Consider the following 22,502-nt stretch of genomic DNA (forward strand, 5'->3'; position numbering starts at 1 on the left):
GGTTGCCTGAGTGGTTTACAGCTGTTATCTGTATGCATAACCAGTACCCCGACACCCCTTGGCGTTTCTTCCCGTGGCAACCCGTTCTCTCGACGATCCGTTTTATTACCTGATCAACTTCCAGCAAGTGCTCGCCTGGTTGACCCAGCGTTATACCGATGTGCTCAGCGGCGAAGAACAGCGCTTCATTGACGATTTCGCAATGCTGCCCCGTGCCTCCCAAGCCTTGCTGGTGCGGATGGTGATGCGCAAGGGGCTGCGGTTCCGTCATAGCAAGTTGAGTTACCCGGAAATCGGTGACATCGATGCCGCCGTCACGCCGCTGCTGGCGCTGGGTTGGGTTGAGGAACAGGCGCCCATCGGGCTCGTTGAACTGTTCGAAGTGCTGCTCAAGGCGGAAATCCTCCTGTGCCTTGGCCACTTGATTGAACACCCCAAGGCGAAAAAGACCGAATGGCTCCAGGCGCTGGATGATCACTCAAACCACTTTCAGCCGTTCCGGGCCTGGTGTCCGCAGCTCGACGACCGTTTGTACAGCCTGACGATCATGACTCTGTGCGACAGGCTGCGCTTGATGTTCTTCGGCAACCTTTACCAGGATTGGTCGGAATTCGTCCTGGCGGACCTGGGGATCTTCACCTACGAAACCGTTGAGTTCAGTGCCGAGTCACGGGGCTTGCGCAGTCGTGAAGACGTCGATGCCTATCTGTTCCTGCACGACTGCCAGCAACGCTTCGAAGCCGGCGAGCCCCTGGAAGCTGTCGTCGCCCAGGTCAACGAGCTGTCCTTGGATAATCCCTGGCTGGAGCGGCGCCGGGGCAAGTTGTTGTTTCAGATCGGCCAGCACGGCGAGCGCATCGGTGATTTTGCCTTGGCCTTGTGTATCTATCGCGATTGCACCTACCCGGGCGCCCGGTTGCGAAGGGTCCGGGTGTTGGAACGTATCGGCGAGTTCGCCCTGGCCCTTGAACTGGGCGAGGCGGCGGCGCAGGCACCGCAAAGCGCCGCCGAGACCCAGGCTCTGCTTCGGATCGTGCCTCGCCTGCGGCGCAAGCTGGGCGGCCCGCCGGTGCCACGGGCCATGGCCCGGGAAGTGGAGCGTCTGGAACTGCACTTGTCTCGCGTCGATCCTAGCTTGTCAGTGGAATACCACGTCCAGGCCCACCTGCACGATGAAGCCGCGCCGGTGCATTACGTCGAGAACAGCCTGATCAATTCACTGTTCGGCCTGCTGTGCTGGCCGGCGATCTTCGCGCCGTTGCCGGGCGCGTTTTTCCACCCGTTCCAGCGCGGGCCGGTCGACCTGCTCAATGAGGATTTCCATGCTCGTCGCGCCGAGTTGTTCGTGGCCTGCCTGGCGGAGTTGGACGATGGCCGCTATCGGCAGACCATCTACCGCCGTTACGTCGAAAAGTGGGGCGTGCAATCGCCGTTCGTGTTCTGGGGCGCGTTGTCCGAGCCTTTGCTGGAGCAGGCTCTCGATTGCCTGCCGGCCGAGCATCTCAAGCATTGGTTCCAGCGCCTACTGCTGGACATCAAGGCCAACCGCGCCGGCATGCCGGACTTGATCCAGTTCTGGCCGCAGCACAAGACCTACCGCATGATCGAAGTCAAAGGCCCTGGCGATCGCCTGCAAGACAACCAACTGCGCTGGCTGGAGTTCTGTCACGAGCACCGGATGCCCATCGCCGTTTGTTATGTGCAATGGGCAGAGTCCCCCATCGCGAGCAAGCTCGCTCCCACAGAGGGTGAACCATCACAGCACACCTGTGGCAGTGAGGTCGGGGACGAACCATCACCGGTCACCTGTGGCAGTGAGGTCGGGGACGAACCATCACCGATCACTTGTGGGAGCGAGCTTGCTCGCGATGGGGCCCCATGAGCCCGGCACCCAGCTACAGCATCGCCGTACGAGCGCTGTGTGAGTTCACCGCCAAGGTGGGCGACCTCGACCTGCGCTTCACCCCCTCGCCGACAGCCCTGGAAGGCATCGCCGGCCATCGCACCGTTGCCTCGCGGCGTAACGAGGGTTATCAGGCTGAAGTGGCCCTCGAAGGTCACTACCAAACATTGACGGTCAAAGGCCGAGCCGACGGCTATGACCCCGTCCGCCAGTGCCTTGAAGAAGTGAAGACCTATCGGGGTGACCTGAGCAAACAGCCGGCCAACCATCGCCAGTTGCATTGGGCCCAGGCGAAGATCTATGGCTGGCTGATGTGCCAGAAGCTGCAGTTGCCGCACATCGACGTGGCCCTGGTGTATTTCGACATCGTCAGCGAAAAGGAAACCTGCATCACCCAAAGCTTTGAGGCGGCGCAGTTGCACACCTTCTTCGAAGGGCAATGCGCGTTGTTCCTGGCCTGGGCCGAGCAGGAAATGGCCCATCGACAGGCGCGCAACCTCGGCGCGCAGGCGCTGGTCTTTCCCCATGCGGGTTTCAGGCCCGGGCAACGGCACTTGGCCGAGTCGGTGTTCAAGGCGGTCAGTACCGGCCGCTGCCTGATGGCACAGGCGCCCACTGGCATAGGCAAGACCGTTGGCACCTTGTTCCCGATGCTCAAGGCCCTGGCACCGCAGCAACTGGACAAGGTGTACTTTCTCACGGCGAAAACCCCAGGGCGCAAGCTGGCCCTGGACGCGGCGCGCGTGATCACCGACAGCGCGCCTTCGATGCCATTGCGGGTGCTGGAAATGATCGCCCGGGACAAGGCCTGCGAACACCCGGACAAAGCCTGCCATGGTGAATCCTGCCCGCTGGCCCGGGGTTTCTATGACCGCCTGCCGGGCGCCCGGGCAGCGGCGAGCCGGGTCACCTTGCTCGATCAGGCGGCGTTGCGCGAGATTGCCCTGGCCCATGAGGTGTGCCCGTATTACCTCAGCCAGGAAATGGCCCGTTGGGTCGACGTAGTGGTGGCCGACTACAACTATTACTTCGACTTCAGCGCCTTGCTCTTTGGTCTGGCCCAGGCCAACGGCTGGACGGTCGCGACCCTGGTGGACGAGGCCCATAACCTGGTAGAACGTGGACGGCAGATGTACAGCGCGACCCTTGACCAGGCCACGCTGAGCAGCGTGCGCAAAACCGCCCCCGAACCGCTGAAGAAATCCCTGGAGCGGGTCAATCGCCAGTGGAACGCCTTGCACACGCCCCAGGTGGCGGCCTATCAGGCCTATGGAAAACTGCCGGAAAAGCTGCTCCAGGCTTTGGCCACCTGTACCACCACCATTGGCGATTATCTCAACGATCATCCCCAGGGCCTGGACAGCGGCTTGCAGGCGTTCTACTTCGACGCCTTGCAGTTTGGCCGGGTGGCGGAGACCTTCGACGAGCACTTCCTGTTCGACATCCACAAGCGCGAGCTCGGTCGCCAGCGAAGCTTGTCGACGCTGTGCCTGCGCAACGTGGTACCGGCCGCGTTCCTGCGACCCAGGTTGACGGCGGCCCGCAGCACTGTGCTGTTTTCGGCGACCCTGAGCCCTCGGCATTACTATGCAGACTTGTTGGGGACGCCGGGCGACACGGTGTGGATCGATGTCGAATCACCGTTCAAGGCCGAGCAGTTGGACGTACAGGTTGTCAGCCGCATTTCCACGCGATTTGCCCATCGCCAGGCGTCCCTGGAGCCGATTGTCACGTTGATGGCCCGCCAGTTCAGCGAGCGTCCGGGCAACTACCTGGCTTTTTTCAGCAGCTTCGATTACTTGCAGCAAGTGGCCGGGCTGTTGGCCGAGCGACACCCGCAGATTGCTCTCTGGACGCAATCGCGCGGCATGGGCGAAGCCCCTCGGCAGGCATTTCTCGAACGCTTCATGGAACACAGCCAAGGTATTGGCTTTGCGGTGCTGGGCGGAGCGTTCGGTGAGGGCATCGATTTGCCGGGCTCTCGCTTGATCGGCGCTTTCATCGCCACCTTGGGGCTCGCGCAGTTCAACCCGGTCAATGAGCAGATGAAACAACGCATGGCGGCGATCTTTGGCGATGGCTATGACTACACCTACCTGTACCCCGGGCTGCAAAAAGTTGTGCAGGCGGCTGGCCGCGTCATCCGCACCCAGCAGGATCGCGGGGTGGTGATGCTGATCGATGATCGGTTTGGCGAGGCCAGGGTGCAGCACTTATTGCCGCGCTGGTGGTCTGTCACTCAGGAAGCACACTCCGCCACCTGTGGGAGCGAGCTTGTTCGCGATAGCGGTCTGTCAGTGACGTGAAGGCTGGCTGAAACACTGCTATCGCGAGCAAGCTCGCTTCCACAGGGGAATTGAGTAGGACTTGGGTTGTGAGCAGTCTGAAGACTTGCTGATTCGCTCAATCATTTTTCCTGACGCCAGACTTGTTCCATACTCCGCAAAAAATCCATACGGATGCCCCGGCCAGATGCTTGAGAATGCCCCCAAGACCCCACTCATCAACGAGGAGCAGCGCTTTCGCCTGCTCATCGACGCGGTGGTCGACTACGCCATCTACATGACCGATCCGTCGGGCATCATCACCAGCTGGAACTCCGGTGCCAAGCGTTTCAAGGGTTATGAGGAGTCCGAGATCCTCGGCCAGCATTTCTCCCGTTTCTACACCGATCAGGACCGCGCCGCCGGTCTGCCGCAACGGGCGCTGGACACCGCCCTGCATGAGGGGCGTTTCGAAGGCGAGGGCTGGCGGGTGCGCAAGGACGGCACGTTGTTCTGGTCTCATGTGGTGATCGATCCGATCATCGACAGCCAGACCGGCACCTTGCTCGGCTTCGCCAAGATCACCCGCGACCTGACTGACCGCAAGATGGCCGAGGAAATCCTCAAGCAAAGCGAGCAGCAGTTTCGCCTGCTGGTGCAAAGCGTCACCGATTACGCCATCTACATGCTCGACCCGCAAGGTCAGATCACCAACTGGAACCTGGGGGCGCAGCGGATCAAGGGTTATCTTCCGGTGGAAGCCATCGGCCGGCATTTCTCGATGTTCTACACCCCCGAGGATCGCGATGCCGGCGAGCCGCAGCGCGCGTTGAGCATCGCTGCCAGCGAAGGGCGTTTCGAGAAAAAAGGTTGGCGCATGCGCAAGGACGGCACACGCTTCATGGCCCATGTGGTCATCGATGCGATCCGCAGCGATACCGGTACACTGTTGGGGTTTGCCAAGATCACCCGCGACATCACCGATGCCACCCAGGCCCAGCAGGCCCTTGAGCAGGCCCGTGAGGCGCTGTTCCAATCCCAGAAGTTGCAAGCCATCGGTCAGCTCACCGGCGGTATCGCCCATGATTTCAATAACCTGTTGACGGTCATCCTCGGCAACCTGGAAATCTTGCGTAAGCGCATGCCCGGCGATCCGAAGCTCACCCAACTGCTGGATAACGCGACCCAAGGCGCGCTGCGCGGTGTTTCGCTGACCCAACGTATGCTGGCGTTTGCCCGCCGGCAGAAACTGACCTATGAATCGGTCGAGCTGTCGACCCTGGTGCAGGGTATCAGCGGCCTGCTGCAAAGCTCCCTGGGCCCGTCGATACACATCCAGACCCGTTTCGCCGAGGCGCTGTCGCCGGTGCTGGCCGATGTCAACCAACTGGAACTGGCGATTCTCAACCTGGCGACCAATGCCCGGGACGCCATGCCCCATGGGGGCCAGATCATCATTGCCGCCGATGAGCGGCAAGGATCTGATGCCGGGCTGGACAAGTCGATGGCTACCGGACGCTACATTTGCCTGACGATTACCGATGAAGGCGAGGGCATGGACGACGTCACGCTGGCCTCGGCCGTGGACCCGTTCTTCACCACCAAGGGCGTTGGCAAGGGCACGGGCCTGGGACTGTCCATGGTGCATGGCCTGGCGGAACAGCTGGGCGGCCGACTGATGCTCAAGAGCCAGAAAGGCCTCGGTACCACTGCCGAGTTGTGGTTGCCTGTGGCTGACGATCCGGCGGTTGGCAAGGCGGCAATCGAGGCGGCGGCGCTGCCGGTCCATGAGTTGAAAGTGCTGGTGGTCGACGATGACAGCCTGGTGCTGACCAGCACGCGACTGCTGATCGAAGACCTGGGGCACCGCGTCCTTTGTGCGCCATCGGGGGCTCAGGCACTGGAACTGCACGAGCGCAACCAGGACATCGACCTGGTGATCACCGACATGGCCATGCCGCAGATGGACGGCGCGCAGTTGGCGAAATTGTTGCGCGACCGCCAACCGAGCCTGCCCATCATCCTGGCCACCGGTTATGCCGAACGCTTGGAAGGGTTCGCCACGCAACTGCCTCGATTGATCAAACCGTTCAAGCAAATTGACCTGATGCAGATCATTGGGCAGACGATGAAATAGATACGGATCCCAGGTTGAATGCAGCTCCCCTGGCCACAGGGGTATATGCCTGCCCGCAAAGGAATGGGCTTATTCAGTGTTCTTTTTGAACCCCCGCAAATTCATCGCACACAAGCAGAACTGCAACACGATCAATGCATAGGCGTGGGTATGCAGCCCCCAGACCACCCACAAAATGTTGCTCGCGATAAAACAACTGAACCCCGCCACCCTGCGTCGGGGTTGGCGTGAGCCGATCAACCAGGCCGCCAGCACCGTGACGACCATCGCCGGCCATTGCACCCATCCAAGATAATCCACATAACCGTCCTCTTGCCCTTACATCCTAGAGACCCTGACGGTGGGGCAGCGTTTCCTCGGACTTCACTGCACCTGCGGTCCATTGGCTTGAACTTGCCGCGCATCGGGTTCTTCTAATGAGTTCGAATCATCACCGAGGCACGCCTGCGCAATGCCCAGAATACTCACCGGGCCGACCCCGGACGAAGAACTGACAGAACACAATGCCAAATTGTTTGGCTCGCCCAAGGAGCGATTGGATTTCTATCGCCGGGAGATCCAGTACGAAACCAGTATCCTGGCCAATCGAACCGATGCTTACCTGGCCGCCCAATCGTTCCTGGTGATCGCCTTTGCCTCATGCATGGCCAACCTGAACCCGGAGTGGGGCAAGTTGTTCACGCTGATCGTGCCGCCATTCCTGGCCTTGCTGGGATTCCTGAGTTCGCTCAACGCCTGGCCGGGGATCAAGGCGGCCTACGAAATCATTGATCATTGGCATTTCAAACAGAGCGAGTTATTGCGCGCCGAACCCTTGATGGGCCTGGCCTACGACGAATCGCCGCTGTTCAGCAAACGGGAGTCGACCCACAAGGGCTACCGCAAGTCGTTGCTGTTCTCGCTGCGTACACCCTGGATCTTCGCCACGTTCTGGGTGCTGCTGGGGGTGTATTCGATCTTTATCCAAGTGAGCGATCCTGGCGGTTGAGACACACGCTTTGAAGTGGGACATCATTGTGGCGAGGGGATTTATCCCCGCTGGGCTGCGAAGCGGCCCCCTCATTCATCTGATACACCGAAGCGTCAGCGCCATGGGCCGCTTCGCGCCCCAGCGGGGATAAATCCCCTCGCCACAACAGCGTTCATCTCCTGCCACAGTGCCTTAATCCGGATGCTTACGGCGCTCGTACCATGCCAACGTGGGCTGTGTGGTGACGCCATGAACCAGAATGCTCAAGGCCACCACCGACAGGGTGAGGTTGATGCACAGTTGCGCCACCTCTGGCGGCAGGTCATGGTTCAAGGCGAAGAACAGATAAAACAGGCTGCCGATCCCGCGAATACCAAACCAGCCGATCAGCAGCCGTTGCGGTCCGTCGAGCAATCGCCCCCAGGGCACCACCAGCACACTCAGCGGGCGAATCACGAGAAACAGCAGGGCACCGATTACCAAGGCCCGCCAGTCCCAATGGTTGGCCAGCACGACCCCCAGCAGGGTCACCAGGAACACCTCCATCGACCGCTCCACCAAGCTGCCGAACGCCAGCATGTCGCTCATCATGACTCCGGCGGCCAATTGACCATCGTCCAGCGCCTCGGTATCGCCCAGAACAGCCTCTTGGGGATCGACGGTTTCGTGGCCCACCACCGGTTGCACCAGGTGTTCCGCCGGCGGTGCCGCTTCATCGGTGGACTTGACCTCGGCCTGGCGCAGGCCCAGGCCGGCGGCGAACACCGAGAGAAAACCGTAACCCTGGATCCACTCGGCCACGACGTAGGCCAGGGCAATCAGCGCCAGGGCCAGGTAATCGTTGGGGGACAGGGTGCTGTCGGCATTCCTGATGCGCATCGACAAGGTCAGCTTGCCAATTCCGCGGCCCATCCAGTAACCGACCAACAACCCGGCTGGCACGGCCCACAGGACGTCGCGCAGCAGCCATTCACCGAAAAAACCGCTGCCGTCTTCACGCAGCATCAACAGGCCCAGGATCACAAAGGGAAACGCCGTGCCGTCGTTCAGTCCCGCTTCACCCGACAGGCCGAACCGTACCCGGTCGTCATCCCGCGCATCATTGACCTGCACCAGCGCCGCCAACACCGGGTCGGTGGGCGCCAGTATCGCGCCAATCAGCATCGACACGCCCCAACTCAGGCCCAACAGATAGTGCAACGCCAGGCACAGGCCGGCGATGCACAGGATCATCACCGGCCCGGCCAGCCCATAGGCCACGCGCCAGGTGCGGTCCTTGAGAGGCAGGCGCAACTTGAGGCCGCTGACGAACAGCGAAAACACCACCGCGACTTCCGTGAGGTGTTCCATCCAGACCGACGAGTCACTGACGTCCAGTTTCAGTACGTCCAACCCCAGCGGCCCGATGGCGACGCCCAGCACCAGGCACATCGCTGAGGTGGTGACCGGCATCCAGCGCAGATAAGAGGAGGTCAGGGCCAGGGTCAGCAACACCGCGCCGAGTACCGCTACCCATACTGTGAACGTCATCGTTGCTCCTTGGATGCGCAACACTTTGCATGACCGCCAAGCACAATTGTGTGGCGAGGGGATTTAGCGAAACGTCGCACCGCCTCGCTGTGGGAGCAAAGCTTGCTCGCGATGCAGGCGCCTCGGTCCCAGAGAGACCGCGGTGTTTTTATCGCGGGCAAGCCTTGCTCCCACAGATAAACCCCCTCGTCACAAGGTGTTCACTTGCTGGTATTGGTGCACTTGTCACTCATTCGAGGCCCAGAGCGAAGCGAGGGTTCCCACCAATGCAGCAGACTCCCGTTTATCCGCCTGCCATTCAATCCAACGGAATTTTTCGCCGTTCCTGGCGCTCTGCAACAGAAGAGACGTTCTGATTCAGCGTCCGCCAAGAACCCGAGAGGCCCTTATGACTGCGCTGACACCCCTCCAATCCCAGCCGGCCACCGTGCACCCTGTTATCCATAACGGGCAGGTGCGCCAATGCTATGAACGGCTGTTCCAGGGCCCCGACGACGCTGACAAGCAAGACGTCGCCCAAGCGTTCCTCCAGCAATGCCTCACGAAGGCTGAGGCGCTCCCCCAGGAGATGCCTGCTGACCCCTCGGCGCTACAGGCCTGGGTCGAACAACACAGCGCCGGCGTGGCCCGGCAATACGCTGACTATCTGCAACGGCGCAAAACCGGCGGCCCGCGGGAGTTCTTCCGCAGCAAAGCCCACGCGCTGTACTTCCTCCAGGCGGTAGCCCCGACCAAAAGGGTCGACGGCGCCTGGCTGTATGGCGTGGTCAAGCACTGGCACGACCACCGTTTCGAAGGGTTGCTGTGCACCTACCTGGAAGAACTGGGGGACGGTCATCCCGCGCAGAACCATGTGGTGCTTTATCGCAAGTTGCTCGCCGAATACGACTTGGTGGACGCCCCGGACATCGACGACGACCTTTATCTGCAAGGCGCTGTGCAACTGGCCCTGGGCTATGCTGGCGACGAGTACTTGCCGGAGGTTATCGGCTACAACCTGGGCTATGAACAATTGCCCCTGCATCTGTTGATCAGTGCCTATGAGCTGAGCGAACTGGACATCGATCCATACTATTTCACCCTCCACGTCACCATCGACAACGCCAGCACCGGCCACGCCCACAAGGCCGTGCAAGCACTGCTGCAACTGATGCCGATGGAAGCGGACCGTGAGGCCTTCTGGCAGCGGGTCACGTTGGGCTATCGCCTCAATGACCTGGGACAGGGCAGCCGGGCCATCATCGGCTCGTTCGACCTGGATCGCGAAGTGCTGGACATGCTCGAACGCAAACGCCCGTTCGGCCAGCACATGCATTCCGATTACTGCAAGTTCGAAGGCAAGACCGTCAACCAGTGGCTCGCGGCGCCGGGTCAGTTGGAAGGGTTCCTGGCGGCCATGCAGAACAAAGGCTGGATCAAGCGCCATGAAGACCCGCAAAACAGCCGCTTCTGGACATTGATCGATGGCGCAGGGGCGGCCATGTTCGGGGTGTTCAGCCCCTACGAAAAACAGCTGCTGCACGATTGGATTGCCGGTGACTGGCTGGACGAGGGCACGAAGTCTGGCGTGCGGCGTAGTCCGGTTGCCGCTTGCGAGGCCGCCACGCCGATGGACGATCCCGATGTGCAAAGCCTGCAACAGGCGCTGCAAGGCCGCACGCCGGACGAGCAGATGCAAGTCCTGATGCCCTGGCTCTGCGCCCGCTGCCACAGCCACCCGGCCGGGCTGCTGGCGACGCGCCGGTTCATCGAACTCAAATCCGCACTTCGCTAGGGAGCCCTGCATGAATGAAGAAGAACGCCTGTCCGAGCTGGACCTTGCGCTGTTGCAACTGGGCCGACGCCTGCAAGCCGACGGCTATCGTTTCATCACCCCGACGCCGTTGACCCATGAACGGGTCAACCAGCGACCCGGCAATGAGCGCGCCAAGACCTTGCGGGACGTATTTGGCTGGTCACGGCCGTTTGCGCCGGGGCTGATCAGCACCGACGAACAGCGGCAACTGCAAGACGCCCAGGTGCTGGAAGCACACGACGGCTTGTTGCGTAGCCGGGTGCGCTGGTCGAGCCTGGATGGCTTGCTGTTTGCCCATTCGCAGTTCCCCACGCAAGCCACCGACGCGGTGTTCTTCGGCCCTGACAGCTACCGTTTCGCCCAACTGATCCATACTCATCTACAACAGAACTTCACGGCCGTGCAGCGCGCCGTGGACATCGGTTGTGGCGCCGGTGTCGGCGCCATCGTGATTGCCCGCGCCCGCCGTGAAGCGCAAGTGCTGGCCGTGGACATCAACCCCCAAGCCCTGCGCCTGAGCGCCGTGAACGCCGCGCTGGCGGAGGTGGCCAACGTCGAGGTCGCCCGCAGCGACGTGCTGCAGGATGTGCCAGGCCAGTTCGACCTGATCGTCGCCAACCCGCCGTACATGGCCGACCCCTCCGAGCGCGCCTATCGCCATGGCGGCGGCACACTGGGCGCCGGGCTGTCGCTGCGCATCGTCGAGCAGGCCTTGCCCCGGCTCACACCGGGCGGCTCGCTGGTGCTCTACACCGGCGTGGCCATGGTGGACGGGCGCGACCCGTTCCTCGAAGCGCTGGGGCAATGGCGTGACTCGGCGGATTTCGGCTGGACCTACAAGGAATTGGACCCGGATGTGTTCGGTGAAGAGCTGCTCACGCCGGGTTATCAGGACGTGGAAAGGATCGCCGTGGTGGCGTTGGTTGTAACCCGCATTGGCGCAGGTCTCGGCGGGGTTATCGGAGGGACTATCGATGAACAGACGCATGAAGTTCGGCGTTGAAGAGGAGTATTTCATCACCGACCTGAACACCCGGTGCATGCCGGGTGAGCCACCCGCGGAGGCTGTCGCCGCGTGCCAGGCCGAGCTGGGCAAGCATTTCGCCCATGAAATGTTTCAATGCCAGGTGGAGATGGCCTCGCCCATCTTTCGCAGCCTGCCCGAGGCCGCCGACTACCTGAGCCAGGTGCGTACGGGCCTGAACCAGCGGCTGGCGCCCTATGGCCTGGGCCTGCTCAGTGCCGGTTCACACCCAATGGCTACCCCGGTGCTGCAACCCACCGATGAGCTGCATTTCCAGCAACTGTTCGATGATTATCAGCGGGTGGCGCGGCGTAGCGTGCTCTCGGGCCTGCATGTACACGTGGAAGTCCCGGCCACCCAGGATCGGGTGCGGGTCATGAATGAAATCCTGCCCTGGTTGCCGATGTTCCTGGCCCTGAGCGCGTCATCGCCGTTCTGGAACGGTGGCTACAGCGGCTTCAGCAGCTATCGACAAGTGGCCTGCGATGAATGGCCGCGCATGGGCGTGCCGGAGTACTTCGAAGATGAGTCGGCGTTCGCCGGCTACGTCGACATGCTCATGCGCACCGGGTCCATTCGCCAGGCCAGCGATTGCTGGTGGGTGATACGGCCTTCGTCACGTTATCCCACGCTGGAGCTGCGCATCTGCGATGCCTGCCCTCGGGCAGAGGACGTCCTTTGCCTGGTCTCGCTGTTTCGCCTGATGGTGGCCCATGCCGTCGCGCAGCGCCGGCCCGGCGCCCACTACAGCCAGATGTCCCAGTGGATCCTCAAGGAAAACCGCTGGCGGGCCAAGCGCCACGGGATTCTCGCGGAGTTTATCGTCGAGGGGCAGGACCAACCGATGCTGATCGGTGAATGGCTGACCCTGGCGGAGCAGACCTTCGGTGAAACCGCGGCCCAACTGGGCGTCCAGGACGTGTTCAAGCAGGCCCGGCGGATCGTGCAGGAAGGCACCAGCGCCGATCGGCAAATCGTGCTCTACGAACAAGGCCTGCTGCTGGGCGATTCGGTCGAACAGGCCTTGAGCCGCGTGGTCGATCAATTGCTCGCGGAAACCGCCGGGATGCCGGTCGCCGACCCAGCCTTGCAACAGGTGGCAGGTGGTCCATGAGCAGCAAGACCCTGGATGACTACAACCGCATGCGAGATTTCGCCGCCACCCCGGAGCCGGCGGCGAAACGTTCGCGCAGATCGCCAAAGACCGCCCACGCCTTGCAGTTCTGCATTCAAAAGCACGATGCCTCGCGATTGCATTACGACTTCCGGCTGGAGCTGGACGGCGCGCTCAAGAGCTGGGCGGTGCCCAAGGGACCCTCCCTGGACCCGAAAGCCAAGCGCCTGGCGGTGCATGTCGAAGACCATCCGTTGGACTACGCGACGTTCGAGGGCAGCATCCCCGAAGGCCACTACGGTGCCGGTGACGTGATCGTCTGGGACCGGGGTGTCTGGATTCCCCAGGGAGATCCCCACGAGGCCTATGAAAAAGGCCGGCTCAAGTTCGAGCTGCAAGGCGAAAAACTCAGCGGCTTGTGGAACCTGGTGCGCACTCACATGCCTGGCAAGCAGGAACAGTGGTTCCTGATCAAGCATCAGGACCAGGCCGCCCGTGCCGAAAGCGAATACGACGTGGTCGAAGCCGAGCCGGACAGTGTGCTCAGCGATCGCACCCTTGTGCCCAAGCGTCGAGGCAAGGCCGCCGCGGCGAAAGCGGTGAAGCAACCGGAAAAAGCCGCCCAGCCGAAATCGCCGAAACGCACCTCGAAAACCACCCTCAGCGGTGCGGTCGCTGGGCCGCTGCCGGAAACCCTCAAACCGGAACTGGCGACGTTGGTGGACAGCGCACCCGACGGCGATTGGCTTTATGAGATCAAGTTCGACGGTTACCGGGTCATGGCGCGGATCGAAAACGGCGACGTCAGGCTGCTGACCCGCAACGGCCATGACTGGACCCACAAGTTGCCAAAGCAGGCCGAGGCCTTGGCTGCGCTGGGGTTGGAATCGGCCTGGCTCGACGGTGAAATGGTGGTCGCCAACGATCAGGGCGTGCCGGACTTCCAGGCCTTGCAAAACGCCTTTGAGGTCGGCAGCAGTGGCAAGATTGCCTATTACCTGTTCGATATGCCTTATCTCAACGGCATGGATTTGCGCAAAGTGCCGGTGCAAGAACGCCGGGTGGCATTGGCCGCCGTGCTGGAACCCAATCAAAGCCCCTTGTTGCGGTTTTCCGATGCCTTTGAGGACCCCCCTGAAGCGCTGCTCAACAGTGCCTGCCAGATGCAGATGGAAGGGCTGATCGGCAAGCGCGTCGGCAGCGCCTATGTGTCCAGGCGCAGCAACGATTGGATCAAGCTCAAATGCAAGAATCGCCAGGAATTCGTGGTAGTGGGTTTCAGCGATCCCAAAGGTGCCCGCAGTGCCTTCGGTGCCTTGCTGCTGGGGCTGCATGACGCTGACAGCGGCCAATTGCGTTACGCCGGCAAGGTCGGCACCGGTTTCAACGAAACTACCCTCAAGAGCATCTACCAGCAACTGCTGCCCCTGGAGACGAAAAAGGCCGCCGTGGTGAACCCGCCCACCGGCTACGAAGCCAAGGGCGTGCACTGGCTCGAACCGACGCTGCTGGCCGAAGTGGCCTTTGCCGAAATGACCAAGGAAGGCTCGGTGCGCCATGCGGTCTTCCATGGCTTGCGCAACGACAAGCCGGCCAAGGCCATCACCCAGGAGCTTGCCAAACCCGTGAAAAAAACCACTGCGACGAAGAAAACCAGCAGCAAGGATGAACCTGACGCGAAACCGGACAAGAGCAAGGACAAGGCAAAGTCCCAGACAAAAGCCAAGGCGCCGGCCATGAACGGCAAGGTCCGCATCACCCATCCGGAGCGGGTCATCGACGCCAGCAGCGGCACCACCAAACTGCAGTTGGCCGAGTACTACGCCAGCGTTGCCGAATTCATCCTGCCGGAACTGAAGGATCGCCCGGTTGCCCTGGTCCGGGCGCCGGAAGGCATCGCCGGTGAGCTGTTTTTCCAGAAGAACTCCGAGCGCCTGGCGATTCCCGGCATCGTCAGCCTGGACAAGGAACTGACCGGGCAGCCGGTGATGATCATCAACAACGCCGAGGCGCTGATTGGCGCGGTGCAGATGAGCACGGTGGAACTGCACACCTGGAATGCCACCTCCGTCGACCTGGACAAGCCCGACCGCTTCGTCCTCGACCTTGACCCGGACCCGGCATTGCCCTGGAAAAGCATGGTCGAGGCGACGCAGCTCACGTTATCGGTGCTCGATGAACTGGGGCTCAAGGCGTTCCTCAAGACCAGTGGCGGCAAGGGCATTCATGTGGTGGTGCCGTTGACACGCAAACTGGGCTGGGATGAGGTCAAGGGCTTTAGTCATGCGATTGTCAGTCATATGGCCAAGCTGCTGCCGGACCGTTTTTCGGCGGTGTCCGGGCCGAAGAACCGGGTAGGGCGGATCTTCATCGATTACCTGCGTAATGGGTTGGGCGCCACTACCATCTGCGCCTACGCCGCCCGGACTCGGGAAGGGTTGCCGGTTTCAGTGCCGATCTTTCGTGAGGAGGTGGCTGAGCTCAAGGGGGCGAATCTGTGGAATGTGCACAATGTTCATGAGCGTTTGGCGCAGGTGGGGCATGAGCCTTGGGCTGGTCTGAAGAAGACTCGGCAGAGTATTACGGCTGAGATGCGTCGGCGTATCGGCATGAGGAAGGCGTAAGGTGTTTGGGTGGTGGTGCATCTATCCGTTGCTGCGGTGACGGCTACTTAGGGTTGCGCAGCCGACCTGATCGTGGGTGAACGCGTTTCTTCTGTGGGAGCGGGCTTGCTCGCGAAGAGGCCAGCACATTCAACATCATTGTCGACTGTAATGCCGCCTTCGCGAGCAAGCCCGCTCCCACAAATGATGCCGCACGCTCAGCCCACCGGAACACGCAGATATTCCGGCTGCAGGTAGTTGAACCACAGCAAGATCATTTCCACCAGAATCGTTACCAGCACCAGCAAGCCAACGCCCCAGACACTCGCCGAGTACAGCACGCCCTGTTCTTTCTTGAGTCCCATGAACTTGGGCAGGCCGACAAACAGCAGGAATGTCGAGTAGGCCGATGCCAGCAACAAGGCCGTGACCGCCAACCAGCGACTCGGATAAAGCCCGAAGATCCCGGCGAGGAAGTACGGCGTGGCGGTGTAGGCGGCGAAACCGATGCATTGGTTGACCGTTGGGCGCACCTCGAAGGTTCGGGACATCCAGCGAATGAACAGTCCCATCAATGTGACGCCAACTACGATGGTCAGGTACAGCAGCACGCACAATTGCAGCGCGCTGGCGCGGCTGAGCCGTACCGTTTCGTTTTCAGCCAGGCTCCAGCCGGTCCAAGTGGTGCCGATGAACAGGCACACCACCGGAATCAATGCGAGCAACAGCAAGTGAACCAGATAATGAAGCGGATGCGCCTGTTCCTGCTCGCGGATGTCGGCCCAGGCAAATTCGGGGTGCGTGAACAGTTTGACGAAAGGTGCAGACATGACGACCTCCTGATCAGGACGGCCCCGCATGAGGCCCATGTAGATTTGAGGTACAGCAAGAGACAGGGGTTTCATTTATTTGCCGCCCCTTTGTTGGCTGGCCCAACACTGAGGCGCGATAAAGGGAATGAAACACAATGGCAGGGGTCAACCCATCAGCATCCCTGAAGGACCGCCTGCCATGACTGTTGCCCAAACCCTGGTTGATTATTTACGTGATCATGACCTGCGCCTGACCACGGCCGAATCCTGCACGGCCGGGCAGATCGTCACGTTGCTGGCCGAGGTGCCCGGCAGCGGCTCACTGATCGAAAGCGGCTATGTGGTGTATTCCCCGGAAGCCAAGCAGCGCTTGCTCGGTGTCAGTCCACGCACCATCGAGACCTTCAATCTCACCAGCCGAGAAGTCGCTGAGGAAATGGCCCTCGGCGCCTTGCACGATGCCGATGCCAACGTGGCGGTGGCGACCACCGGCCTGCTCGGGCCAGACGACAAGGACGGAATACCCGCCGGTACCGTCTGCTTTGCCTGGGCGTTCGATGTCAACGGCCAGCGAGCCTTGTTCAGTCGCTGCGTCCGGTTCTTCGGCAGTCGTGGCCAGGTGCAATTGTGGGCCGCCGAATACGCGTTGCAGCAATTGCCCAGCTTTCACCAGCGTGCCGTGGTCGGCGAGCGGCGATAGGGGACGGACCATGAGCGATCCATACGAGCAGGACGACCACCGTAGCCGCCAGTTTCCGGTACGCGAGGACATGGCGTTCCAACACAAGGTCTGGCGTTTCGAGCGAGTCGGCTGGTACGTGCTGGTGCTGCTGGTGATCCTGACCTTGCTGGGGCTGTTTTCCCGTGGCCCGTTGAGCAGCCGGGAGCTGCACAGCAGCGACGGTAGCCTGAGCGTCGAATATGAGGCTTTCCACCGCAACGGCTCCAGCAACGCCGTGGTCATCCGTCTCAAGGGCCAACCCAACGCCGTGCTGGAAGTCGAGTTGGGTGGCAACTGGCTGGAAGGGTTCGAGGTGCAGGCGTTGCAACCTCCACCGCTGCGCTCGGCGGGCGCGGGGCAGGGCATGACGCTTTGGGTCCAAGCGGATAAACAGGGGCAGGCCAGCCTGCATCTGTCATTGCTCGGCGAAGGCTTCGGGACCTATCACAGCCGCATCGCAACCGCCGGCGGTGCCGTGGTCAGTTTCAACCAATTCATTCTTCCTTAGGTGACCTATGGATTCGGTGCTGCGAGCCGCGGTGATGTATGCCGCATTGATGGTGTTGTTCAAGATCGCCGGGCGACGTTCACTGGCAGAACTCACCACTTTTGATTTCGTGTTGTTGATGATCATCGGCGAAGCCACTCAACAGGCGCTGTTGGGGGATGATTTCTCGATGACCAACGCGCTGATGGTGATCGTGACACTGATTGCCATTGATGTCGGCTTCTCGTTGCTCAAACTGCGCTCCCAATGGGTGTCGCGGCTGATCGACGGTGGCCCGACCATCATCGTCGAGGACGGCCGAATCCTGCGCGGCCGGATGCGTCATGCGCGGTTGGTGGAGGCGGACATCATGGAAGCGGCGCGCTCGAGCCAGGGCATCGAGAGCCTGGAACAGATCAAGTTTGCGATCATCGAGCGCAATGGGAAGATTTCGGTGATTGCCAAGGAGTAACCCCGAGTGCTGGCGAACTTCATTGTGGCGAGGGGATTTATCCCCTCGCCACAAAAAACAGGCTCAGCCGCCTTGATCACAACATCGGCTTGCCCCCGGTAACCCCATAACGGGCCCCGGAAATGTAGCTGCCTTCATCCGAGGCCAACAGCACGTAGATCGGCGCCACCTCAACCGGCTGGCCAGGGCGGCCAAGGGGTGTCTGGGAACCGAAATTCTGCACTTCTTCCTCGGGCATGGTCGCCACGATCAGCGGCGTCCAGATCGGTCCCGGCGCCACGCTGTTCACGCGGATGCCCTTGGGGCCGAGCAGTTGCGCCAGGCCGCCGGTGAAGTTGGCGATGGCGCCCTTGGTGGTGGCATACGCCAGCAGCGTCGGCTTGGGCATGTCGGAGTTGACCGAGCTGGTGTTGATGATCGAGCCGCCCGGTTTCATGTGCGGCACGGCGGCCTGGCAGATCCTGAACATCGCCGTGATATTGATATCGAAGGTACGCACCCATTCTTCGTCGGGAATCTCCTCGAGGCTTTCGTGAGTCATCTGGAACGCGGCGTTGTTGACCAGAACGTCGATATGCCCGAAGCGGGCGACAGTCTCATCGACGATTTTGCGGCACAGGCCTTTGTCCGCCAGGTCACCGGGCAACAGCAGGCATTGGCGTCCGGCCTGCTCGACCCAGCGCGCGGTTTCCTGGGCGTCTTCATGCTCGTCCAGGTAGGCAATCGCCACGTCCGCGCCTTCACGGGCGAAGGCAATGGCGACGGCGCGACCGATGCCGCTGTCGGCGCCGGTGATCAGGGCGATCTTGTTCGCCAGTCGTCCGGAGCCGGTGTAGCTCTGTTCGCCGCAATCCGGGTAAGGGTCCATGTTGCGCTGGGTGCCGGGCACCGGCTGGCTTTGTTTCGGGAAAGGTGGGAAAGGGTAGTCGACCATCGTCATTCTCCAGGCTGGATGTGGTTGTGATGGAGGGTGGACTTTGGGTTTTCCGGCAGAGTTCGGTCGGATTACCCTGCCAGTCGATGAGCGTCACGGCAGGTCGTTTCGTCGGTGAATCGTCGGCTGTGGCGAATATGGGCGAGCCGGTATTCTCCAACGTCAGTACCGGTGTCGAAAGGAGCAGGATAATGTTCAGCCATATACAGATCGGTGCGCGCGACCTGCCGAAGATGGTCGCTTTTTATGACGCCGTCCTCGGCTGCCTGGGGCTGGAGCGTATCGAGGGCGAAAACGATTCGGGCCCGCCGGGGGAGGGTTGGCGTCAGCCCGGCAAGTATTGGCCGCAGGTTTTTGTCCAGTTGCCTTTCAACGGGCTGCCCGCGACCTGGGGCAATGGCATGCAAGTAAGCTTCGCCGCCGACTCCCCACAAACCGTCCGCGCCGCCTGGGAGAAGGCGATGGCGATGGGCGGTACTGACGAAGGCCCACCCGGTCCGAGGCCGCAGTATTGCGAAGGTTATTTCGGGGCGTATTGCCGTGATCCGGAGGGGAACAAGCTGTGTTTTGTCTATGCGCCGGATATGCATGAATAACGCATAAACCCTTGTGGCAAGGGCACTTGTGTGGAGAGGGAGCTTGCTCCCGCTGGGCTGCGGAGCAGCCCTCAGATTTCACCAATACTGGGTGCTCTGCTAGTTAGGGGCCGCTCCGCGCCCCAGCGGGAGCAAGCTCCCTCGCCACAAGGGATTGCTTCGCCTGCTGGATCAGCCCCTGGCTTTCAGGCTGCGCTCCATCCGTGCGATGCCTTCCTCCAGCAATGCCCGCGGGCAGCCGAAGTTCAGGCGCACGAACTGCCCGGCATCGTCAGCAAAATCCAGCCCGGCACTCAGCCCGACCTTGGCTTCTTTCAAGAAGAACCCTTGAGGGTCATCCAGCCCCAATCCGGAGCAATCCAACCAGGCCAGGTAAGTGCCTTGGGGCACAGTCATGGTGACGCCCGGCAGGCGAGTGTTCACCGCCTCTACCAGGTAATCGCGGTTGGCTTGCAGGTACGCCTTCAAGGCCTCGAGCCACGGACCTGCTTCGCTATAGGCCGCACGGGTCGCTTCCAGGCCCAGGGCATTGACGCTGTCGACCATGCCGGCCCGGGCACTGTTGACCCGCTCGCGCAGCTTGGCGTTCTGGATAATGGCGAACGATGTTTTCAGCCCAGCGATGTTGTAGGCCTTGCTGGCCGACATCAACGTGATGGTGCGCTCGGCAATCTCCGGGCTGAGGGAGGCGGTCGGAATGTGCACGCGGCCGTCGAAACACAGTTCGGCATGGATTTCATCGGAGATGATCCAGGCGTCCTGCGCCAGGCAAATGTCGGCCACGGCCTTGAGTTCTTCGCGCTCGAACACTTTGCCCAGCGGGTTGTGGGGATTGCTCAGCAACAGCGCGCCGCCACCCTGCAACGCCTCGCGCAATGCCGCCAACGGCGTATGGAACTCACCGTTGACCGGGGTGAACGGCAACTCCACTTTATTCAACTGCCAATGATCGGGGGCGTGGCGCAGCGGCGGGTAGTTGGGCACCTGCACCACGACGTTCTGCTGGGGGGCCACCAAGGCGTGCAGCGCCATGTTGAAACCCGGCTCGACACCGGGCAGGAACACGATCTGCTGGGGCTCGACGCGCCACGCGTATTTGTCCCAAAGATCGGCGACGATGGCCGCACGCAGATTGTCCTGGGCGACGCTGTAGCCCAGCATCGGATGTTCGAGGCGCTTGTGCAGCGCGTCGATGACCACCGGCGGGGCGGGGAAGTCCATGTCGGCCACCCACATTGGCAACACATCGGCCGGGTAGCGGCTCCATTTGGTACTGCCGGTGCCGTGGCGCTCCAATACGGTGTCGAAATCGAAAGTCATGGGGGTTCCATCAGTCTGTCATGAGATGGCGAACATCATAAAGCAAAGACCGCCGAGAAAAGCTTGGTGGCGTAGTGCTACTAATTGATGATAATCAGTTAAAATTCTCACTCGACACGCCGCTAAGCCGTTTACGCCATTTTGGTAACGGACCTACAAGTCTTTGAAAAGGACGACCCCCATGACTTTGCCCGTGCGCTTTCACGATCACCACCGTAAAGCCGACCGCATCATGCTGGGGCTGCTTTGGCTCACGCTGCTGTATTCCCTGAGCCTGGCATTCCTGCATTCGACGTTCACCCAGGCGCTACTGGTGGGGGCGACCACCTGCGTGGCGAGCACCGCGCTTTATCGCGTTTTGGCCGGCACCCGGGCCATGCGCTGTGTCATCGCGGTCGCGCTGATGGTCATGGCGGCACTGCACATCAACCAGACCCACGGCGTGATCGAATTCCACTTCGGGATCTTTGTGCTACTGGCCGTGCTGACGTTTTACCGTGACTGGCTGCCGATTGTCGTCGCCGCCGCCACCATCGCTGTTCATCACCTGGGGTTTCACTGGCTTCAACACCAGGGTTATCCAGTGTTCGTCATGGGTAGCCACGGTGGCTGGTCGATGGTCTTTCTCCACGCGTTCTACGTGGTGGTGGAAAGCGTGATCCTGATTTACCTGGCGAACCAGAGCCTGGCCGACGCCACGGAAAACCAGGAGGTGCTCGACAAGGTGCTGGCGGCGGCCGCCCAACTGAGCAACGACACCGGCAGGCAGCACAGCGATGGCGTCAAGGTCTCTTCGAGTGAGCGTTTCGATCATTTCCTCCAGCAGGTCACTCAACTGGTGGACGGCGTGGTACGCGACACCCGCAACCTTTCGGACCTGGGCCAGGACCTGTCCCAGGTAGGCCAGACCCTGGAAACCGGTGCCCGTCACCAACTGGATGAAGTGGCACAGATGAGCGGTGCGATCGGCCATCTGGTCCAAGCCATGGAAAACATTGCCGGCCATGTCGACCAGACCCTGCAGCGTGCCGGCCAGGCCAACGAGCAGGTCACCCTCGGGCGCAGCACGGTTGACCAGACCCGAGAAGAGATTGTCGAGCTGGCAGGGCGTATCAACCTGACCAACGAAACCGTGCAGGTCTTGGCCGAGCAGGCACAGCAGATCGGTCAGGTGCTGGATGTGATCAACGGCATTGCCGAGCAGACCAACCTGCTGGCCCTCAACGCCGCCATTGAGGCGGCCCGGGCTGGCGAACAGGGCCGTGGGTTCGCGGTGGTGGCCGACGAGGTCCGCACCCTGTCACAAAAGACCTCGGCGTCTACCACCGAGATCCAGCAGATCATCGCCAAACTGCAGCAAGGCAGCCGCCAGGCCGCCGTCGCGATGCAAGACAGCCGCGACGGGGTGGAGCGCTGCGTGTCCGCCAGCCAACTGGCTTCGCAACTGTTGCACGCCGTCGTCGAAGACATTGCCGTGATCAACCATTTCAACGACCTGATCGCCAGCACCACCCAGGAACAATCCAAGGCATCGATGGGCATCAACCAGCGCCTGCAAAGCGTGCAGGCCGTGGCTGAGCGCAATGCGGACAACATTGGCATCCTGACTCGCAGCAGTCAGTGCTTGCCGCCGTTGGCGGAGCGCTTGGCGGTGTTGGGGCAGGCGTTTCACGGCAAGGGCGGGGCGGCCTGAGTCGAGCTCGGCTTTCACACTGGTTCTCGGGTCGAAAATCCAGCGCTCACCACAAATCCCTGTGGGAGCGAGCCTGCTCGCGATAGCGGTGGATGAGGCAACATTGATGTGAACCATGATCGCATCT

At 61.5% G+C, this 22,502-nt stretch carries 18 protein-coding genes; 13 read left to right on the top strand and 5 right to left on the bottom strand.

The window, feature by feature from the left end:
* Nucleotides 1-73: 73 nt before the first annotated feature.
* The 3 genes from AC3A5O_RS00425 to AC3A5O_RS00435 all read left to right on the top strand — a co-directional run bounded on the left by AC3A5O_RS00425 (nucleotide 74) and on the right by AC3A5O_RS00435 (nucleotide 6,304).
* Nucleotides 74-1,882, top strand: a complete 1,809-nt coding sequence (locus AC3A5O_RS00425; RefSeq protein WP_487752719.1) for a VRR-NUC domain-containing protein — start codon at nucleotides 74-76, stop codon at nucleotides 1,880-1,882.
* Nucleotides 1,879-4,209, top strand: a complete 2,331-nt coding sequence (locus AC3A5O_RS00430) for an ATP-dependent DNA helicase (RefSeq protein WP_487752720.1) — start codon at nucleotides 1,879-1,881, stop codon at nucleotides 4,207-4,209. Before AC3A5O_RS00425 ends, AC3A5O_RS00430 begins: the two co-directional genes overlap by 4 nt.
* A 166-nt stretch (nucleotides 4,210-4,375) precedes the next feature.
* Nucleotides 4,376-6,304: a hybrid sensor histidine kinase/response regulator gene (locus AC3A5O_RS00435; RefSeq protein WP_122566915.1), complete on the top strand. Its 1,929-nt coding sequence runs from the start codon at nucleotides 4,376-4,378 to the stop codon at nucleotides 6,302-6,304.
* Nucleotides 6,305-6,373: 69 nt separating this feature from the next.
* Here the strand turns inward: AC3A5O_RS00435 and AC3A5O_RS00440 are convergent, their stop codons facing one another.
* Nucleotides 6,374-6,604 carry a hypothetical protein gene (locus tag AC3A5O_RS00440; RefSeq protein ID WP_122566914.1) on the bottom strand — a complete coding sequence of 77 codons (231 nt, stop codon included), beginning with the start codon at nucleotides 6,602-6,604 and terminating at the stop codon, nucleotides 6,374-6,376.
* Nucleotides 6,605-6,755: 151 nt separating this feature from the next.
* Between AC3A5O_RS00440 and AC3A5O_RS00445 the strand changes: the two genes are divergently transcribed.
* Nucleotides 6,756-7,292 (top strand): hypothetical protein, encoded by a 537-nt coding sequence (locus tag AC3A5O_RS00445; protein WP_487752721.1) that lies wholly within the window; start codon nucleotides 6,756-6,758, stop codon nucleotides 7,290-7,292.
* Nucleotides 7,293-7,466: 174 nt separating this feature from the next.
* On the opposite strand, the gene AC3A5O_RS00450 is transcribed toward AC3A5O_RS00445, so the two are convergent.
* A complete protein-coding gene (locus AC3A5O_RS00450; protein WP_122566912.1) occupies nucleotides 7,467-8,804 on the bottom strand; it encodes a cation:proton antiporter in 1,338 nt (445 codons plus the stop codon).
* Between the two features lie 388 nt (nucleotides 8,805-9,192).
* On the opposite strand from AC3A5O_RS00450, the gene AC3A5O_RS00455 reads away from it, so the two are divergent.
* From AC3A5O_RS00455 to ligD, 4 genes are read left to right on the top strand one after another with little or no spacing between them, the layout of a single operon-like run.
* Complete coding sequence (locus tag AC3A5O_RS00455) at nucleotides 9,193-10,578, top strand: iron-containing redox enzyme family protein (RefSeq protein WP_305467066.1); 1,386 nt, start codon at nucleotides 9,193-9,195, stop codon at nucleotides 10,576-10,578.
* Nucleotides 10,579-10,588: 10 nt separating this feature from the next.
* Entirely contained in the window at nucleotides 10,589-11,602 is a 1,014-nt protein-coding gene (locus tag AC3A5O_RS00460; protein ID WP_487752722.1) for a methyltransferase, read from the top strand.
* Complete coding sequence (locus AC3A5O_RS00465) at nucleotides 11,574-12,737, top strand: carboxylate-amine ligase (protein ID WP_487752723.1); 1,164 nt, start codon at nucleotides 11,574-11,576, stop codon at nucleotides 12,735-12,737. Before AC3A5O_RS00460 ends, AC3A5O_RS00465 begins: the two co-directional genes overlap by 29 nt.
* Entirely contained in the window at nucleotides 12,734-15,361 is a 2,628-nt protein-coding gene (ligD, locus tag AC3A5O_RS00470) for a DNA ligase D (protein ID WP_487752724.1), read from the top strand. Before AC3A5O_RS00465 ends, ligD begins: the two co-directional genes overlap by 4 nt.
* 197 nt (nucleotides 15,362-15,558) lie before the next feature.
* Here the strand turns inward: ligD and AC3A5O_RS00475 are convergent, their stop codons facing one another.
* Nucleotides 15,559-16,170, bottom strand: a complete 612-nt coding sequence (locus tag AC3A5O_RS00475; protein ID WP_487752725.1) for a Yip1 family protein — start codon at nucleotides 16,168-16,170, stop codon at nucleotides 15,559-15,561.
* 181 nt (nucleotides 16,171-16,351) lie between these two features.
* Between AC3A5O_RS00475 and AC3A5O_RS00480 the strand changes: the two genes are divergently transcribed.
* The 3 genes from AC3A5O_RS00480 to AC3A5O_RS00490 are packed head-to-tail and all read left to right on the top strand — an operon-like array spanning nucleotide 16,352 to nucleotide 17,832.
* Nucleotides 16,352-16,852 carry a CinA family protein gene (locus AC3A5O_RS00480; protein ID WP_305490425.1) on the top strand — a complete coding sequence of 167 codons (501 nt, stop codon included), beginning with the start codon at nucleotides 16,352-16,354 and terminating at the stop codon, nucleotides 16,850-16,852.
* A gap of 10 nt (nucleotides 16,853-16,862) precedes the next feature.
* Complete coding sequence (locus AC3A5O_RS00485; protein WP_305490424.1) at nucleotides 16,863-17,381, top strand: hypothetical protein; 519 nt, start codon at nucleotides 16,863-16,865, stop codon at nucleotides 17,379-17,381.
* 7 nt (nucleotides 17,382-17,388) lie between these two features.
* Nucleotides 17,389-17,832 (top strand): DUF421 domain-containing protein, encoded by a 444-nt coding sequence (locus tag AC3A5O_RS00490; protein ID WP_122566904.1) that lies wholly within the window; start codon nucleotides 17,389-17,391, stop codon nucleotides 17,830-17,832.
* A gap of 76 nt (nucleotides 17,833-17,908) precedes the next feature.
* On the opposite strand, the gene AC3A5O_RS00495 is transcribed toward AC3A5O_RS00490, so the two are convergent.
* Nucleotides 17,909-18,766, bottom strand: a complete 858-nt coding sequence (locus tag AC3A5O_RS00495) for an SDR family oxidoreductase (protein WP_305467060.1) — start codon at nucleotides 18,764-18,766, stop codon at nucleotides 17,909-17,911.
* A 191-nt stretch (nucleotides 18,767-18,957) separates the two neighbouring features.
* On the opposite strand from AC3A5O_RS00495, the gene AC3A5O_RS00500 reads away from it, so the two are divergent.
* The gene (locus tag AC3A5O_RS00500; RefSeq protein WP_487752726.1) at nucleotides 18,958-19,362 is read left to right on the top strand and encodes a VOC family protein; all 405 of its coding nucleotides are present in this window, start codon (nucleotides 18,958-18,960) and stop codon (nucleotides 19,360-19,362) included.
* Between the two features lie 171 nt (nucleotides 19,363-19,533).
* Here AC3A5O_RS00500 and AC3A5O_RS00505 read toward each other — a convergent pair whose 3' ends face one another.
* Nucleotides 19,534-20,682 (bottom strand): MalY/PatB family protein, encoded by a 1,149-nt coding sequence (locus tag AC3A5O_RS00505; protein WP_305490422.1) that lies wholly within the window; start codon nucleotides 20,680-20,682, stop codon nucleotides 19,534-19,536.
* 181 nt (nucleotides 20,683-20,863) lie between these two features.
* Here AC3A5O_RS00505 and AC3A5O_RS00510 point away from each other — a divergent pair, with 181 nt between their 5' ends.
* Nucleotides 20,864-22,375, top strand: coding sequence for a methyl-accepting chemotaxis protein (locus tag AC3A5O_RS00510; protein WP_487752727.1), 1,512 nt, complete (start codon nucleotides 20,864-20,866; stop codon nucleotides 22,373-22,375).
* Nucleotides 22,376-22,502: the final 127 nt, after the last annotated feature.

The organism is Pseudomonas sp. Soil_N_39, assembly GCF_057655955.1.